This is a genomic window from Roseburia sp. 1XD42-34, from assembly GCF_009917385.1.
GTDB lineage: Bacteria > Bacillota > Bacilli > Bacillales > Amphibacillaceae > Virgibacillus.
Window position 1 is genome coordinate 33,643 of sequence record NZ_QWLJ01000003.1, and the last position, 16,841, is coordinate 50,483.

The following is a 16,841-nucleotide window of genomic DNA, read 5'->3' on the forward strand; positions in this document are numbered from 1 at the left end:
TGTTTCAGTACCATTAGCAGTTTTTTGAAAAACACAGCTTCTTATATCTCACTCGCCCCTGTAACAGATGTGCGACGTGATGAAACGAGCCCATTTTTAATCAACCTTCCTTTAGATTTGAGCAGATGTAAATTATCTTAGAAAGAAGTCCGAAGTATTTGAATCCGCACTAGAAAGAAAAAGATTACGAGGAAGCCTCTCCTCGTAATCTGGTTAATCTTTATTTAAAAAGTCTGGCTCTACTTCTTCCAGCTCATCATCCGTCAACTCTACATCCCAAACTTCATCATCGTCATCATCTATATGTTCTCGCTTTGGATCTACACGGACCGCAATTTTTGTATCACCAATAATTTGGACAATAAACTCTCTTTCAATCTCTACTGCTATCTTATGCCCTTTGTTCTCAATTGTACAATTCAAGCAATTGGGCTGTTGAATGACTTTGGCAATAACATCAAAATCATCGTTCAAGCAGTTTTCATCTTTGACTGACAATGGTACTTTATCGCTGTATGTTACTCGCTCCGTGATAGCTTCTGTTTTTGTATTGTCATTATACGAATACCAAATATTAATTTCATAGCTGCCATTTATTTCTACGGTATCTTTTGATTTTATCTTTGCGTTATACAGATGATTAATTACCCAACAACCTAGTATACTTGAAGGTCTATGTGATGGTGTGACGGAATGGGTTGCTTGGGAGAACTTGCGACCTTTACCACAAACCGCTTTCGTTATGATCTCTCTATATTCTTTTTCTAAAAAAGACATAATTACTTTTACCTCCTCTTTTTTCATAGTCATTTTATGCAAGACAAATACCTAAAGTGCATACTAATAATTAAACGCAGACTTTACATTGATTGAGCGTCAACCATTTATATATTAAGGCTTGTCATACTAAAATGTATAAATCTGCCTTGCAAGATAAAGCAATAAGATAATTGATTTTTAGGTCACTCTTGAGACTATAAAAATAAGTGTGGGTAGATGTTATACGGGAGAGATTTGTAATTTATTTCTGCTTATTTCAGATAATATGATTATGCTGATTAAATATATTTTTTGATAACTATTTATATTTCTTTATTTTTCTATATTGGTTTACATGGTCAATTTTAAATCTCAACAAAGCATCTCATAGTAAATCATATCGTCCCCCTAACCCTTATAGCCGCCTTCTGAAAATTATTGAATTACATACGCTGGATTTAAAAAAGTTTTATTTTTGAATAAACCCGTTCCGTTACTTTAATTAAGAGAAGTTAATCAAAATATTTATTCGCAATATATACAAACTTACCTCTCGCTATCAAAAGCAAGCTCTTCTGTTAAATGGAAATACTATCGGGGACTACTGTATATAGAACACTTATAATTTTGGTTTCTATCCATGATCAATGGAGACGTGACTATTGATTTTACGGATGTAGGGATGTCGGAGTTGCGGTTCAATAATGAGCTATCAGTAAAGAATACGAGCAAATTTTTTGTGAAAAAGAACTCTGGAGAGGTTGTTATTACAAACTTGCGTAAATATTTCAATCACCTTAAAATAAGAAAAACATTCCCTGGGTGATAACGTGGATATAATTAATACATTTATTGCTACTTCACTTGCTATTAAGGTTTTTAGACGTAACCAAAAGCTTTTTGATGATTTTAACAATCTAAAAAAAGATATGTACACTAACACTCATTGATATAAAACAGTTGGATGACACAAATTATCTTGCAAAAGGCGTAAAGATAATAACGAGGTAAGAGAATATACACTTGAGCAGTTAAAACAGATGACTAGTGATATCATGGATAATAGATATTTAACCGGAGATAAGGCGGGTCCGTTTGAACGTAAGGATAGAAAATGGGATGTATTATCAGCACTTGATACACACTATGAAAGTAATGATAATTGATGGATAAAATTAAAAGATGGAGACAAATAAATATAGCGGACATCTTTACAGGTTTCGCAGTTATATATTTAGTTTACTCATTTGCAAGTATCTTATTTGAAATTTCTCTGTATCGTGCTAGTTTTCCTCACGTTCGTTGGTTTAGTTTTTTTAATTTAATAGCTAACACTGGATTTAAAGTATTGGTTTTATTTGGAATTAGTGCAGTACTTCGTAGACTTATTAAAAATTGATTATAAGTCCTCACTTAATTGTGAGAGCTTGTTTTTGTTTATTTCTTAATCACATTATCAAAAGATTTTAGTACACTAATTAAATCAGTAAAATTCTTAATTTCCTTATCTGAAATTTCCTCTACTACTTGGTATAAACTTTTGGTTAGCCTAACAGTAATATCTTGGTCGTCTTTAATAAATACTTCAAATTCATTAAAGACCTTAAAAACTTCATAAACTCGGTCCATTGATAGGTTATTATATACATTAGCTTTATTGATTGATACTGGATTACTGCTGTCACGAATAACTCTAATTAGTGAACCTACTTCAGGTTTTATAGGTTCAAATCCCCTAAATTTTCTAGTTTTACCACTTAGGTCCTTTAAGTTATGTATCTCCAATTCTCATCACTCCAGTATATTTAATACAATTATAATATCATGAAAGATATTGAGTTTTAAACAGATAAGTTTAAGAAGTAAAATAGTAAAAACAAACTATAAGGCTAGAGTATGAATACTCTAGCTTTGTGATCTGCCACCGCCTATTACTTTACGCGCAATCTTTGTCCTGGTTAAATAACATCACCAGTTAAACCGTTAAAGCTTTTAATTGCATAACGGGTCAGGAAAAATAGAAAAGGAATAGGTAAAAGCATATAAAATGAAGCTTTCATCCGTGGGGGGTTCTTCATCCCCCACTTATTGTTAGAGGAACGAATCCGTCATTTAGGTGCTGTTATGTTCCACTTAGCTGCAGTACAGATATCCAACTCTTGAAGCGGGAGTCTTACAGCACCTTATACACGGGATAACTGGATAGCAATGGGCTTCTTCGCATGAGAAGAAGGACAGGGATAATAACATCCACTGTCCTTTTCATTTAAAGGCTACAGCCTGATTTCGTTCGTACTTTCGACCCTGTTTCTCCGGATAATAAATCACCGCCTGTAGATTCGATCACTTGGTTTGTAACTTCTCTTGCAATAGTAGCTGTAATTAATTGCAAGACATCATTGACAACGACTTGGGTCTCTTTAAATTCCTGTACTACAGGAATAGCATCAATTTCTTCTTGAAAGATATCCAGCTGTTCCTCTACTTTTTTTAAGGCTTCATGCTTTTCATAAGCCTGTAAATTAACAGCTTGTTTCTGTAAAGCTTTAATTTTAGTAATTAATCGCTGGACCTTTTTATTTTCATTTATTTTCGCTTCGACTTGCTTAAAGCGCTCAATTTCTTCTGTATTTGCTAACATATTGGCAAGCTTTTTTGCTTCATCGAGCACTTGTTTACGTGTATACTCTGCCATAATTATTCCACCCCTATTGTATTTTCGACCATTACACCATCTAAAGACCACGTTTTTGCTTCTGTTATTTTCACATCTACAATCTGCCCAATTGCAGACTTTGGTCCTCTAAAATTAACAAGTTTATTTCTTTCTGTATACCCTGCTAATACATCTGGGTCTTTTTTACTTTCTCCCTCTACAAGTACTTTTACGACCTTGTCTTGATACTTCTTCATAGACTCCGCAGATTGTTTGTTAACAAGTTCATTTAAGCGATAGAGTCGTTGCTTTTTCACTTCTTCTGGCACATTATCTTTTTTACGAGCTGCTGGCGTTCCCTCACGCGGCGAATAAATAAATGTATAGGCAGCTTCAAAGCCTACTTCCTCCATTAAAGTCATCGTTTCTTCAAACTGCTCTTCCGTTTCATTAGGAAAGCCTACAATAATATCTGTCGTTAACGTCGCATTCGGCATTGCAGCACGAATTTTTCTTACGAGTTCTAAATAGGATTCTCGGGTATATTTCCGATTCATTTTCTTCAGAATTTCACTGCTACCTGATTGAACCGGTAAATGGATATGATCTAACAAATTACCACCCTTAGCTAAAACCTCGATTAACCGATCATCAAAGTCTCTTGGGTGTGAGGTCGTAAAGCGAATTCTTGGAATATCGATTTTGCGAAGCTCATCCATTAAATCTCCTAAACCGTAAGTCATGCCTTCTAAATCTTTTCCGTAGGCATTTACGTTTTGACCTAATAATGTTACCTCTTTATAACCTTGAGCAGCTAAATGGCGAACCTCTTGGATGATATCTTCTGGAAGACGGCTTCGTTCTTTTCCGCGCGTCATCGGAACAATACAATATGTACAAAACTTATCACAGCCGTACATAATGTTGACCCAAGCTTTTATTTTTCCTTTACGTGCTTTTGGAAGGTTTTCAATCACATCACCTTCTTTAGACCATACTTCAACAATCTTTTCTTTGCCAAACATTGCTTCTTTCACAAGATGAGGCAATCGATGTATGTTATGCGTGCCAAAAATCAAATCCACATGCTGGTGCTTTTTCAATATGCGATTCACTACAGATTCTTCTTGGGACATACAGCCGCAAACACCGAGTATTAAATCCGGTTTTTCTCGTTTCAAAGCTTTTAAATGTCCAATTTCACCAAACACTTTATTTTCAGCATTTTCTCTGATTGCACACGTATTCAGCAAGATAATATCGGCTTCATTTGTTTCTGAAGTGGACGTATAGCCCATTTCTGTTAGGATGCCAGCCATTACCTCGGTATCATGCTCATTCATTTGGCAGCCGTACGTACGAATTAAAAACTTCTTTCCCCGTCCAATATTTTCCATATCCTCTGGAATAGCAAAGTCATAATGCACATTTACTTTATCTCGTCCACGTTTACGTGCTTGATTCAAATTTGGTGGTTCATATGTGGTTTTAAAATATTTTGAAATTAAATCTTCACTTGAAGTATTTTTTAGGCGTTCCATATTATCCATACCGGATTTTACGTCCGTTGGATTTGCCTGTTTAATTTGTGCTTGTTGTTTACGTTGCTGCTCGTTCATTGGTAAACTCCTTTCTTTTCCTGCAAAACAAAATAACCATTCGCTGGCTATACGATTGATAAGAATCAATGACTAGTTCTTTTAAATACCATGTTTACACTCATTAATTCATTATAAATGCTATATTGAAATTAAACAATAGATGGCTATGCAATAAAGTATGAACAGATAGGGAGACGTTTAATTGGGGAAAGGAAAGTTATAGTTCTACTACTTCTTTCTTTACATGACAAGCATGCATGCTTCTTATGCAAGGCATCCAGTCCAACCCTCTACAATACGGTGTGTATCTAAAAATGTGTCCGATATAGGTACAAGACCAGACTGGATGCGCAACTCGTCTGCATTGGTGAACGATATAAAAATAGTGCTGCGCAAATGCGCAACACTAGGAACCATTTTTCATAATAGCGATTATCTAGGCTCTACAATTAATTTAATTGCCGTACGTTCTTCTTCATCAATTAAAATATCTGTAAAAGCCGGAATACAAATAAGGTCTACGCCACTAGGTGCAACAAATCCTCTAGCAATTGCTACTGCCTTTACAGCCTGGTTCAATGCACCAGCTCCAATAGCCTGAATTTCTGCTGAGCCACGTTCTCTTAGCACATTCGCAAGTGCACCCGCTACTGAATTTGGATTTGATTTTGCTGACACTTTTAATACTTCCACCACTAGTACCTCCTTCATTAAACTATTCTAGTTCTACTTATACTTATACTATATTCTTGGAGATGTTAGCTTATTACCCCTATTATGCATTAATAATTCTTAACATTCAAATAATCTTATCTCAACATTTTTGGCTATATATTGTTTTTAGTTCCAATTGACCCTTTATTTCACCTCACAGAAAGGATTAAATGAAGCTTCCTTCAGAAGGAATTTTCCTCCCTACTACATGTTTAGCTAAAGTAAACCGTCTTCTTCGTTGGAAGGCCCCTTTGTTCCTTCTTTGTTTTACGTGGCACCACGTAAAAGGCAGATGTTACAGCCTGTAACAAGGCTTACAAAAATGGATGGTCTTCATTAATAAGAATGCGTTCGATCTTCGTAGCTTTTCCTGATTGATCATCTATCGTAATGAAACAACCATTCAATTGTGTTCTTCCTTGTTTTGGGATTTCGAATCGAACTGGCATGGATGTCAGAAAGCGCTGAATTACTGCTTCTCTATCTACGCCGAGAATGCCGTCGTACGGCCCTGTCATACCCGCATCAGACAAATAGGCTGTGCCTCCTGGCAAAATACGCTCATCAGCCGTTTGGGTATGTGTGTGCGTGCCAACAACAGCGCTCACTCTGCCGTCTACATACCAGCCAAATGCTTGTTTCTCACTTGTTGCTTCTCCATGGAAGTCGACAAAAATTATCTTTGTCCGTTGTTGTGCTTCCTTGATTAATATATCAGCTTTTGAAAACGGATCATCACTTGGTGGCAGAAAGGTTCTCCCTTGCAGACTAATTACAGCAACTTCAACGCCGTTGATATTGACATAGGCAATCCCTTTTCCAGGGTTGTTATCTGGAAAGTTTGCGGGACGAATCATTTTATTCGCATCATCGATAAAATCATAAATCTCCTTTTTATCCCATGTATGATTCCCCATCGTTACTACTTGTGCGCCCCATCCTAAAAGCTGTTTATATATTTTTTCGGTTATTCCTTTTCCTGAAGCAGCATTTTCTCCGTTTACGATGGTAAGATTGGGTCGATACTTTTCTTTCAACTTTGGCAAATATGTTTGTACCATTTCTCTACCAGGAGAACCCACTACATCCCCAATAAATAATATTCTCATTTTTGTCTCATCCTATCTATTAACGTATTCTCAGTTTTTCATATTAAGGAAAGAATGTCAAAATAAAAAGCGGTCCTTAGACCACTTTTTATTTTGCATATTCAACTGCTCGTGTTTCTCGAATAACAGTAACTTTAATATGTCCAGGATAATCCAGTTCGCCTTCAATCTTCTTACGTATATCTCGAGCAATTCGAACGGATTCTACATCGTCAATTTCATCCGGCTTTACCATAATTCGGATCTCTCTTCCAGCTTGAATGGCAAATGATTTCTCTACACCAACAAACGACTCTGAAATCTCTTCCAGCTTTTCTAAACGTTTAATATAATTTTCCAGTGTTTCGCTTCTTGCACCAGGTCTAGCTGCAGATAGCGCATCAGCAGCAGCTACGAGTACAGAGATTATGGAAGTAGGTTCTTCATCGCCGTGGTGAGAAGCAATGGAATTGATAACAACTTTATGCTCTTTGTACTTCATTGCAAGTTCTTTACCAATTTCCACGTGACTACCTTCTACCTCATGATCAATTGCTTTTCCTATATCATGAAGCAGTCCAGCTCTTCTTGCTAACATTTCGTCTTCACCAAGTTCAGCAGCAAGCAAACCGGCTAGATAAGCTACTTCTGTAGAATGCTTTAGCACATTCTGTCCATAGCTTGTACGATATTTTAAACGACCAAGAATCTTAATTAAATCTGGATGTAAGCCATGCACTCCTACTTCAAACGTTGTTTCTTCACCAATTTCACGGATATGTTCATCCACATCACGTCTTGCTTTATCAACCATCTCTTCAATACGCGCAGGATGAATACGGCCATCCTGTACGAGTTTTTCTAATGCCAAACGGGCGGTTTCTCTTCGAATTGGATCAAATCCTGATAAGATAACTGCTTCTGGAGTATCATCAATAATTAAGTCAATTCCAGTTAACGTCTCTAACGTTCTTATATTTCGTCCTTCACGTCCAATGATACGTCCTTTCATCTCGTCATTTGGAAGGTTAACTACGGATACCGTTGTTTCAGCAACGTGGTCAGCAGCACAACGCTGTAATGCTAACGAAAGAATGCTTTTAGCTTTTTTATCTGCTTCTTCTTTGGCGCGATTTTCTGCCTCTTTGATAATTAAAGCAGATTCATGCGCGACTTCTTGTTCTATTCGTTCTAAAATAATCTGTCTAGCCTGATCTGTTGTGTATCCCGAAATGCGTTCAAGCTCCGTTTGCTGCTCTTTTATCATAGCTTCCACTTTGCTTTCCATTTCTTCAATTTGTTGTTGTTTGTCTGCTAAAGACTGTTCCCTCTTTTCTAAATTAAGCTCTCGCTGATCTAACGATTCACTTTTCTTGTCCAAATTTTCTTCTTTATGCATCAGACGATTTTCTTGTTTTTGAACTTCGTTACGTCGTTCCCGAAGTTCATCCTCTGTCTGCTGTCGAAGTTTATGATTTTCATCCTTCGCTTCAAGAAGGGCCTCTTTCTTAGAAGCTTCTGCATTTCGATGTGCCTCATCAACAATTTGTTTAGCCAATGTCTCAGCACTTGAAATTTTTGCTTCTGCAATAGATTTACGAATCAGATAACCAACAACAATACCGACGATTAGGATTACAAGCAAAATGGAGATGAGCAATAGACTGTCCATGATTTCACCTCCTCTTGCTATAAAGTTGTACATCAATTATTGTCGGCATGTAAAAGTTTCAATGCGTTAAATAACCATACAATATATCATATAAATGATAAATTTATACAAATTTAATTTTAATTGTGTAGCAGAAGAATGTCAAGGAAACGTCACAACTTCAAGCAAGATATTGGTAAAAAGATATAATGACCCGAATTATTTATACTTCTACGTAAAAAATGAAAAGAATGGATAACCAACAAAAAACCAAATAGAATTCATATGGTTTTTTCTCTAGGTAAAAATATAATGACGTTTTATCAAAAATGTCATGCAACCGCTGCGGAAATACACTACGCTTTCCGCGGGCTAACGCTCAGTCTCCCCGAAAAGAGCTTTCACTGTCTTCCCACTGCACTTTCTCACCGGGATCTAGCGTGTTTTTCCTCAGCTATCTTCATCACTTTATTCGAACTGTCAAGCTTGGATTCGCTGTCATACCTCCCAAAAAGATTGGTACACCAAGCTAGACGATAGCTTAAAGCACAAATATCGTCCTGATTGAACCAACCTACTAGCTACTTTTATCCTCTTCGTACGTAAGTTTTGAATTTGCATACGCTTTTGTTCGTCCAAAAAACAAAGAAGTAAGAACTTTCTTTCCAATTGATTTATACTACCATAAAATGACAAAATTAGTACTAAGAACTAACATCTAATAATAGAGGTGGCCCCTTATGGTAGGAGCCAGAATAACATCGATTGGGACGTATGTTCCCCCAAAAAAATTAACAAATTTTGATCTTGAACGAAAGGTCGAAACGAATAATGAATGGATCATACAAAGAACAGGAATTCACGAGCGTAGAATAGCTGGTACTGATGAATTTACCAGTGATTTATGTGTATTAGCCGTAAAAGATATGATGCAAAGATATAATAAAACCGTCGAAGATGTAGATATGATTATTGTGGCAACAAGTACACGAGATTTTCCATTTCTCTCGGTTTCCAGCATTATAAAGAATCGATTAAATATTTCCAATACTGGCGCCATAGATGTAAATGCAGCGTGTGCGGGATTTGTTTATGCTTTACATACAGCAAACAACTATATTGCATCTGGCTTCCACAAAAAAATACTTGTTATTGGAGCAGATACCATATCAAAAATTACTGATTATACGGATAGAAGTACATGTGTGTTATTTGGCGATGGAGCTGGTGCGATATTGGTTGAAAGGGATGAACAATTAAACAGTTTCATTGGATTCCATCTAGGTAGTGATGGAAGAGGGGCCCACCTGTATATCGGGTGGGACTGTCAAGAAAAGTAAATGATATGGAATTAATCGATAGTCAATATCTTGTGCAAAATGGCGGGGAAGTTTTTCGTTGGGTAGTAAGGAATGTCCCTAATGGTATTAGACAAATATTAGAAAAAACGCAAACAAGTATAGAACAGATTCATTGGTTTATACCTCATAGTGCTAACTTGCGTTTGATCGAACCAATTTGCAAAAAATTAGCATACCCTATAGAAAAAAACCTTTATAGCTTAGTGAATTTTGGAAATACTTCTGCTGCTACCATTCCTTTAGCTCTAGACCTCGGAATTCGTGAGGGAAAAGTCAACAATGGAGATCGCGTTCTTATGTACGGTATTGGAAGTGGTTTGGTTCATGCAGGACAACTTTTAGAAATTAATTTGGACAAGCTTGTGAAGGATCCAACCCCATTGTGATAAATTTCAAGTGAATTATAGAGGGAGTAAGGTACTAACACATTAAGTTCGATTCAACCCTAACAGAGAATTAGGGAACGGGGATTGGAAATTTTGTAATTTACTTCCACCTCTCTCGGGTCATAGCAACGCTACTACAGCAGCAAGAACAAAGGCGCGGGGCGCCCGTTTAGCAATGTAGCGAACGAAGCAACTAAAGTTTTAGGAACCATGGTGAGGCACGAACCAATGATGACTTATCGTAGGGCGATTCGTGAAGTCGCCTAGTTGCTGGGCGCCCCGCACCGGACGTGGCTAAATAACTTCGTAAGTTTATCCAAGCTGCAAAAATTTATCATTTCCTAGACAACAAAAAACACCTCTTGCATGTACTACAAAAGGTGTTGTTAAATTATACGTCCAGACTTTCTTGACTAAATGCTTCGGCTTCCTCTTCATTCGGCTGATCATCTAAATGGTAATGCTGTCTGATTGCCGCATGAATTTCAGCCATCATATCGGTATTCTCTTTTAGAAATTGCTTCGCGTTTTCACGCCCTTGCCCAAGCCTTTCATCATTATAAGAGTACCAGGCGCCGCTTTTTTGCACGATATCTAAATCGGAACCAATATCCAAAACTTCACCTTCTTTGGATATCCCTTCCCCATACATAATATCTACTTCTGCTTGCTTAAATGGTGGAGCAACCTTATTTTTAACGACTTTAATTCTCGCTTTGTTTCCCACCATATCATTCCCTTGCTTTAATGATTCAGCACGACGCACTTCAAGCCGCACAGATGAGTAGAATTTCAGTGCACGACCACCGGGAGTAGTTTCCGGATTACCAAACATAACACCGACTTTTTCACGGATTTGGTTAATAAAGATGGCGGTTGTCTTTGACTTATTAATAGCACCAGATAATTTCCGTAGTGCTTGGGACATGAGACGAGCCTGAAGACCTACGTGGGAATCTCCCATCTCGCCCTCAATTTCTGCTTTTGGGACAAGTGCAGCAACAGAATCCACTACAATAATGTCTACAGCTCCGCTGCGAACGAGCGCTTCTGCGATTTCAAGTGCCTGTTCCCCTGTATCAGGCTGTGAAAGTAATAATTCATCAATATCCACACCTAAAGCACGCGCATATGTCGGGTCAAGCGCATGCTCTGCATCGATAAAGGCTGCTTGTCCACCCTGTTGCTGCGCTTCTGCAATTGCATGCAAAGCTACCGTTGTTTTACCGGATGATTCCGGACCATATATTTCAACAACTCGACCTTTTGGATACCCACCGATCCCAAGTGCTACATCTAATGCCAGTGAACCACTAGGTATAGTTGCTATTTTTTGTTCAGCTTGTTCTCCCAGTTTCATGATGGAACCTTTTCCAAACTGCTTCTCTATTTGTTTTAACGCTGCATCTAAAGCTTGTTTTTTATCACTCAAAACTTCGCCCTCCTTTAATCATCTAGTACCATCATACATGCTTTTCTTTTATTTGCCAAGGAAAAAATCGAATAAATGTTCCCATTTTTGAAGTGAAAATATGTGCAAAAAGGAAAATTAACAAATTATGAAACATTGAAAATAAAATTTCTCGAGAACAATAGTACGAAATTATATTATTTAAGCGTCCTATAAAGTAATTCGAGACCTTTCAGAACGGTTCTCCGTCGGATAGAATTTCGGTCACCTTGAAACAAAAATCTTTTCACAAGCGACGTGCCGGTCGGATTGTAAATGGCAATATAAACGGTACCAACTTGCTTACCTTCCATTTCTATTGGTCCAGCGACACCAGTAAAGGCTATCCCAATAGTGGAAGACAGTTTATTAGCCGCTTGCTTCGCCATTTCTTCAGCACATTCCTTACTTACTGCCCCTTTTGTTTCCAATATATTCTTGGGAACATCTAACACATGCTCCTTCACCTCATTCGTATAACTAACGATGCCTCCCTGTAAGACTTTAGAAGCACCGGGAACAGTCGAAATCTTATCTGAGAAGGCTCCGCCAGTCAAGCTTTCAGCAGTCGCTAATGTAAGCTCTTGCTCGGTTAGTAACCCGACGACTTTTCCTTCTAATGTCTCATGATCTTCACCATAAGCATAGTTACCTACTCTTGAAAATATTTTAGCTTTTGTAGCTTCTAATAGTTGATCTGCCTGCTGAAGCGACTCACTTTTTGCTGTTAGACGAATAACAATTCCATCTTCTTGAGCAAGCGGTGCAATCGTCGGGTTCGTTTGTTCATGAATAATATCTTGCAGCTCATGCTCTAGTTTTGATTCACCAATTCCAGTAAATTTTAAAACAATCGATTTAATCATTTCTTTTTTACCAAGTAATTGTTGCAATGCAGGTATCATATATTCCCTTACTAAAGCTTTCATCTCCCTTGGAACACCTGGTAGGAAAATCCATGTGCAATTGTCATATGTAAGCTTCATCCCTGGGGCCATACCTACTGGATTAAGCCAAACCGTGGCTCCTTCAAATACTCTCGCCTGTTTCGGATTGTTTGGCGTCATTGCCGCTTGTTGTTTTTCGAAATATGCTTGTATCTTATCCATGGATGGTCGATGTTGTACTAATGGAATATGGCTCAATTGCTGAAACGCCTCTCTTGTTAAGTCATCTTCTGTGGGTCCAAGCCCTCCTGTAACAATAACAATATCAGAGCGCTCATGGGCTTGATTAAATGCTTCCTGCACACGCTGCAGGTTGTCACCTACAGTAGTGTGACGATAAACATTAACCCCTTGATTAGCCAATTGCTGGGAAAGCCACTGTGCATTTGTATTGGCAATTTGACCAAGTAAAAGCTCGGTACCAACGGCAACAATTTCAGCTTGTAAATCCTTTGTCATTTCGAATCCCTCATCACATGCCAATTTTTAATAAAGTAATCTGCCCCAGATAATACTGTAAAGAATAAACTAATATAGAGCATGATTTCACCAAATGGAAATCCTATATACGAAAATGGGAAATTATGTAGTAATAATACCGCAATAGCAACCATTTGTGTCGCTGTTTTCAATTTTCCCATACTGCCTGCAGCTAGCACAATTCCTTCTCCAGCAGCAACAAGACGAAGCCCTGTAACAGCAAATTCACGGCTAATAATAAGAATGACAACCCACGCTGGCGCTACCCCCATCTCTACCAATATAATCAATGCAGCAGAAACAAGCAGCTTGTCCGCTAGTGGATCAAGGAATTTCCCTAAATTAGTAACCAAATTATATTTTCGAGCATAGTGACCATCTACCCAATCTGTTGCAGCTGCAACAATAAACAGTACACCAGAAACAAAGTGAGCTATCGGTAATTCTGCTTCTCCTATCTGCCAGCTTCCCCATGAAAATGGAACACTCATTAATATGATGAAAATAGGAATTAAACAAATACGAGATAATGTTAATTTATTTGGTAAATTCATGATTTTTCCTCCTTGAAAATGGATAGACCCTTCCAAACAGTTGAAAGGAAGGGTCCATAACAATTATTCAGCTTCTTGTTTTAATTCTATCCATATATTTTGCCTTACATTGTTTGGATCAACTGGATATTCCATTTCTACCCCATTTATGGTGATGGTTAATACAGATGCATTACCAATTTTAAAGAAAACGCGCTCTTTACCAGTAAGGTCTAATTCAAGTGGTGATTTTTCCGCATTAAACATATTCTCTGCAAAGAGAGCTTCTCCGTCATCAGCCTTCACACCAAGCCACGTATCGCCTGAAGCTTCTAATGTAGCCTTTACTTCCTCACCTGTATAAGAAAATGCAACCGTCGATTCAGGTGTACTGCCTGTTCCTTCTTTCACTACGGTAAACTCAGGCTCTTTTGTATCTTCTTTTGTTTCTTTTTCATCCTCATCATTTCCTTGTTCATCTTCGTTGTCCTGATCCTCTTCATTGGTCTTATCTTGATTTGCTTGATTCTTACCTTTATCGTCTTTGATAACAATATCATTGTTACCATCTTGTTCTACCGGATCTTTGCTTTCGGTCCCAGACATATTTTGGGCAATAAAGAAAATCGCTACTGCAATAATACCGATAATGAGCAGGCCAACAATAATCGTAGGGAACAATGAGAAATTAGAAGTGCTCTTTTCCTGATTTTTTCGAGAACGTTGTATACGCGAATACTGTTCTTCTGTCGGCTCTTCCGTTTTTGGCACTTCTTCTTTATACTCTTCCATCAATTCATTCGGATCTAACCCAACAGCATTCGCGTATTCTTTCATAAATGCTCGGGCATAAAATTTCCCAGGAAGAATCTGCAAATTCCCTTCTTCAATCGCAATCAAATACCGTTTCTGGATTTTTGTTATCTCTTGTAATTCTTCTAAAGAGAGGTTTTGTGCCTCCCTTGCTTCTTTTAATCTTGCACCAATTTGCATTTCCAACACCATCCATTTTAGAAATCAAACATTGAAAATCCGTTTTCTTGACTGAACTGCTGAGATTCAACAGGCTCATATGTGATCTCTTCCTCTTCATGACTCCTTAGTTCAATAATGTAGTCGAAATCCTCTATGTTATATTCTGTCATTTGTACAAATACATCCGGATGTTCCACTACTTTGATAGAAGGAAGTTGCATAACTTCTCTAATCAGCTGCCAATGTTGTTCATTTGCACGGCGAGTGGATACAATACCATCAATAATATAGACATTATTGGGATTGTATTCCCCTTCAATGAGTTTACTACGTACCGTTTGCTTTAAAAGTGTACTGGAAACAAATAACCAGCGCTTATTCGCACACACACTAGCTGCTACTACGGATTCTGTTTTACCTACTCTCGGCATTCCACGAATTCCAATTAATTTGTGTCCATCTTTTTTATACAACTCCGCCATAAAGTCAACGAGCAGACCTAAGTCATCGCGAATAAAACGAATCGTTTTACGATCATCGACATCCCGATGTATGTACCTGCCATGACGTACAGCCATTTTATCTCGAAGCTTTGGTTGTCTCAGCTTTGTTACTTTAATCGTATCCATCGTTTGCAGAATTGATTTTAATCGTGTTATATTTTCATCATCTTTGGATAAAAGCAGCATCCCCCGCTTAGCATCTTCCACCCCATTAATCATGATGATATTGATCCTCAGCATACCGAGTAAGGACGATATGTCTCCAAGCAAACCCGGCCGATTAATTTGAATTTCGTATTCAAGGTACCACTCTGTTTTCGTCATAAAATGCTCCTTTGAATAGAGTTATGAGGTACACAGCTGTTCTATTCTAGATGAACCTGCGAGCAATTCATTATACTACATAGTCATGTAATTATATAATAAAGTATTTTCTTATAAGTGAAAAGTGATTAGAAAAAATTCAATTCAAATACCAATGAGGTTTGAATATAAACTTTTCATAAGTACTTATCCCGAATGTAAGATACCATATGCTCCTCAAGAGTGGAGGCCATACAACGGTACTTAAATTCCCAATTATTCGAGGAACACTTATGCCACACCCTTCCGGTACTAATAATCAGTGGTGATCAAAGAACCTCCCACTGATTGTTGGATCACTTTATGCGCGTTTTTTATTATCCATTTACCTATGTAACTATAACCGTTTCTCTTTATCACTATTTTCTAAAGTTGCTAGTTTTATAACTTCCATTTATTCAAAAATCCTCCATTTTTTAGATCAAGAAAATTACAGACCATATTAAACTATATCAACATATAAGCAGTAAATATAACATACAACAAAACAATTAAATCTAATCTTAATATATTTAATTGTTATTCATTAAAGTGCCTACAAATTTTTTCCATCAAATATCCAAAAAATGGAACACTCAACATAAAGTTCTGTATTCTTCGCTATGGTTAAGATTAAACGTAGGCTATATATATTAAAGTTATGTGAAAAATCCTCTACACTTTATTTCTCCATTCAGAATCTCACTATTCTAGATTCTATGTTTATGGCACTTTATTATTTTCACACTCCTTTATAATACCTATATTAACAGAACCATGAGAAGTTGACAAAATGATTTAATAAATTGTTGAAAAGCATCACCGTTTCCATCGCATGATAATATATATTAGCCTATTATATTCCTGTTCCAAGCTTTCAACTATGCGACTTTTCCATTGCTTTTTATAATTTCTGCCACGCTCTTAAATCAGAACGTGGCAGAAAAACTAAATTATTTAGTAAGATCATACACCTCTAATGAATGTGAGGTGCCTTTTATCTCCTACCTAACTAGCCTTCAACTCGAATAAGGAGAGTATAGCACCTGACATTGGGAAAAAGTTGATGTTTCGTTTAGGATTGGTTTCCTTGATTTTGTACATATTTAATCATTGTATTTGCTAATGCTTGTTGTTCCTCATCAGAAGCTGCATTCCATAAATCACGTAACACGGCTTCTTCTTTGTTTTTGGCGTCAACATGCTGGGCCAAATAATCGCCTATCTCATGAGCCACATTTTGAATCGTGTCATTGCTCATCCCTTGTTGCTGCGCTTGCGTAAGCTTATTTGCCAAAAAGCTTCTCCATGAGTCAAAATTATCGAGAACGGACATTTTTATTTCCTCCTTCCAATTTATACATGCATAGTATTTGAGGTATTTGCAAGTTTATA

The 16,841-nt window shown here is 37.2% G+C and carries 16 protein-coding genes; 3 read left to right on the plus strand and 13 right to left on the minus strand.

The window, feature by feature from the left end:
- Nucleotides 1–213: 213 nt before the first annotated feature.
- The gene (gene cotE, locus D1839_RS02355; RefSeq protein ID WP_120378286.1) at nt 214–777 is read right to left on the minus strand and encodes an outer spore coat protein CotE; all 564 of its coding nucleotides are present in this window, start codon (nt 775–777) and stop codon (nt 214–216) included.
- 1,022 nt (nt 778–1,799) lie between these two features.
- On the opposite strand from cotE, the gene D1839_RS20700 reads away from it, so the two are divergent.
- On the plus strand, nt 1,800–1,925 hold the full coding sequence (locus D1839_RS20700; RefSeq protein WP_286164702.1) for a hypothetical protein: 126 nt from the start codon (nt 1,800–1,802) through the stop codon (nt 1,923–1,925).
- A 271-nt stretch (nt 1,926–2,196) separates the two neighbouring features.
- On the opposite strand, the gene D1839_RS02360 is transcribed toward D1839_RS20700, so the two are convergent.
- The 6 genes from D1839_RS02360 to rny all read right to left on the minus strand — a co-directional run bounded on the left by D1839_RS02360 (nt 2,197) and on the right by rny (nt 8,490).
- On the minus strand, nt 2,197–2,544 hold the full coding sequence (locus tag D1839_RS02360; protein WP_120378288.1) for a hypothetical protein: 348 nt from the start codon (nt 2,542–2,544) through the stop codon (nt 2,197–2,199).
- A gap of 481 nt (nt 2,545–3,025) precedes the next feature.
- Entirely contained in the window at nt 3,026–3,454 is a 429-nt protein-coding gene (locus D1839_RS02365) for a RicAFT regulatory complex protein RicA family protein (RefSeq protein WP_120378289.1), read from the minus strand.
- A 2-nt stretch (nt 3,455–3,456) separates the two neighbouring features.
- Nucleotides 3,457–5,034 carry a tRNA (N6-isopentenyl adenosine(37)-C2)-methylthiotransferase MiaB gene (gene miaB / locus D1839_RS02370; RefSeq protein ID WP_120378290.1) on the minus strand — a complete coding sequence of 526 codons (1,578 nt, stop codon included), beginning with the start codon at nt 5,032–5,034 and terminating at the stop codon, nt 3,457–3,459.
- 414 nt (nt 5,035–5,448) lie between these two features.
- Nucleotides 5,449–5,709, minus strand: a complete 261-nt coding sequence (locus D1839_RS02375; RefSeq protein WP_073004934.1) for a stage V sporulation protein S — start codon at nt 5,707–5,709, stop codon at nt 5,449–5,451.
- Between the two features lie 335 nt (nt 5,710–6,044).
- Nucleotides 6,045–6,839: a TIGR00282 family metallophosphoesterase gene (locus D1839_RS02380; protein ID WP_120378291.1), complete on the minus strand. Its 795-nt coding sequence runs from the start codon at nt 6,837–6,839 to the stop codon at nt 6,045–6,047.
- An 88-nt stretch (nt 6,840–6,927) separates the two neighbouring features.
- A complete protein-coding gene (rny, locus tag D1839_RS02385; RefSeq protein ID WP_120378292.1) occupies nt 6,928–8,490 on the minus strand; it encodes a ribonuclease Y in 1,563 nt (520 codons plus the stop codon).
- A gap of 719 nt (nt 8,491–9,209) precedes the next feature.
- On the opposite strand from rny, the gene D1839_RS20705 reads away from it, so the two are divergent.
- Nucleotides 9,210–9,809 carry a hypothetical protein gene (locus tag D1839_RS20705; RefSeq protein ID WP_199689915.1) on the plus strand — a complete coding sequence of 200 codons (600 nt, stop codon included), beginning with the start codon at nt 9,210–9,212 and terminating at the stop codon, nt 9,807–9,809.
- A 5-nt stretch (nt 9,810–9,814) separates the two neighbouring features.
- Nucleotides 9,815–10,216 (plus strand): 3-oxoacyl-[acyl-carrier-protein] synthase III C-terminal domain-containing protein, encoded by a 402-nt coding sequence (locus D1839_RS20710; protein WP_199689916.1) that lies wholly within the window; start codon nt 9,815–9,817, stop codon nt 10,214–10,216.
- Nucleotides 10,217–10,607: 391 nt separating this feature from the next.
- Here the strand turns inward: D1839_RS20710 and recA are convergent, their stop codons facing one another.
- From recA to D1839_RS02425, 6 genes are all read right to left on the minus strand, one after another.
- Complete coding sequence (gene recA / locus D1839_RS02400; protein ID WP_120378294.1) at nt 10,608–11,648, minus strand: recombinase RecA; 1,041 nt, start codon at nt 11,646–11,648, stop codon at nt 10,608–10,610.
- A 176-nt stretch (nt 11,649–11,824) separates the two neighbouring features.
- Nucleotides 11,825–13,072 carry a competence/damage-inducible protein A gene (locus tag D1839_RS02405; RefSeq protein WP_120378295.1) on the minus strand — a complete coding sequence of 416 codons (1,248 nt, stop codon included), beginning with the start codon at nt 13,070–13,072 and terminating at the stop codon, nt 11,825–11,827.
- On the minus strand, nt 13,069–13,647 hold the full coding sequence (pgsA, locus tag D1839_RS02410; RefSeq protein WP_120378296.1) for a CDP-diacylglycerol--glycerol-3-phosphate 3-phosphatidyltransferase: 579 nt from the start codon (nt 13,645–13,647) through the stop codon (nt 13,069–13,071). Before pgsA ends, D1839_RS02405 begins: the two co-directional genes overlap by 4 nt.
- Before the next feature lie 63 nt (nt 13,648–13,710).
- Entirely contained in the window at nt 13,711–14,619 is a 909-nt protein-coding gene (locus D1839_RS02415; RefSeq protein WP_120378297.1) for a helix-turn-helix domain-containing protein, read from the minus strand.
- A gap of 17 nt (nt 14,620–14,636) precedes the next feature.
- Complete coding sequence (locus tag D1839_RS02420; protein WP_050352805.1) at nt 14,637–15,428, minus strand: YmfK family protein; 792 nt, start codon at nt 15,426–15,428, stop codon at nt 14,637–14,639.
- Between the two features lie 1,093 nt (nt 15,429–16,521).
- Nucleotides 16,522–16,782, minus strand: a complete 261-nt coding sequence (locus D1839_RS02425; RefSeq protein WP_050352804.1) for a DUF3243 domain-containing protein — start codon at nt 16,780–16,782, stop codon at nt 16,522–16,524.
- Between the last annotated feature and the right edge of the window lie 59 nt (nt 16,783–16,841).

Bases quoted from the DNA above. Each gene is read 5' to 3' on its own strand.
- cotE (WP_120378286.1), bottom strand. From the start codon at position 777: ATGTCTTTTTTAGAAAAAGAATATAGAGAGATCATAACGAAAGCGGTT.
- D1839_RS20700 (WP_286164702.1), top strand. From the start codon at position 1,800: ATGACTAGTGATATCATGGATAATAGATATTTAACCGGAGATAAGGCG.
- D1839_RS02365 (WP_120378289.1), bottom strand. From the start codon at position 3,454: ATGGCAGAGTATACACGTAAACAAGTGCTCGATGAAGCAAAAAAGCTT.
- miaB (WP_120378290.1), bottom strand. From the start codon at position 5,034: ATGAACGAGCAGCAACGTAAACAACAAGCACAAATTAAACAGGCAAAT.
- D1839_RS02380 (WP_120378291.1), bottom strand. From the start codon at position 6,839: ATGAGAATATTATTTATTGGGGATGTAGTGGGTTCTCCTGGTAGAGAA.
- rny (WP_120378292.1), bottom strand. From the start codon at position 8,490: ATGGACAGTCTATTGCTCATCTCCATTTTGCTTGTAATCCTAATCGTC.
- D1839_RS20705 (WP_199689915.1), top strand. From the start codon at position 9,210: ATGGTAGGAGCCAGAATAACATCGATTGGGACGTATGTTCCCCCAAAA.
- D1839_RS20710 (WP_199689916.1), top strand. From the start codon at position 9,815: ATGGAATTAATCGATAGTCAATATCTTGTGCAAAATGGCGGGGAAGTT.
- D1839_RS02405 (WP_120378295.1), bottom strand. From the start codon at position 13,072: ATGACAAAGGATTTACAAGCTGAAATTGTTGCCGTTGGTACCGAGCTT.
- pgsA (WP_120378296.1), bottom strand. From the start codon at position 13,647: ATGAATTTACCAAATAAATTAACATTATCTCGTATTTGTTTAATTCCT.
- D1839_RS02415 (WP_120378297.1), bottom strand. From the start codon at position 14,619: ATGCAAATTGGTGCAAGATTAAAAGAAGCAAGGGAGGCACAAAACCTC.
- D1839_RS02420 (WP_050352805.1), bottom strand. From the start codon at position 15,428: ATGACGAAAACAGAGTGGTACCTTGAATACGAAATTCAAATTAATCGG.
- D1839_RS02425 (WP_050352804.1), bottom strand. From the start codon at position 16,782: ATGTCCGTTCTCGATAATTTTGACTCATGGAGAAGCTTTTTGGCAAAT.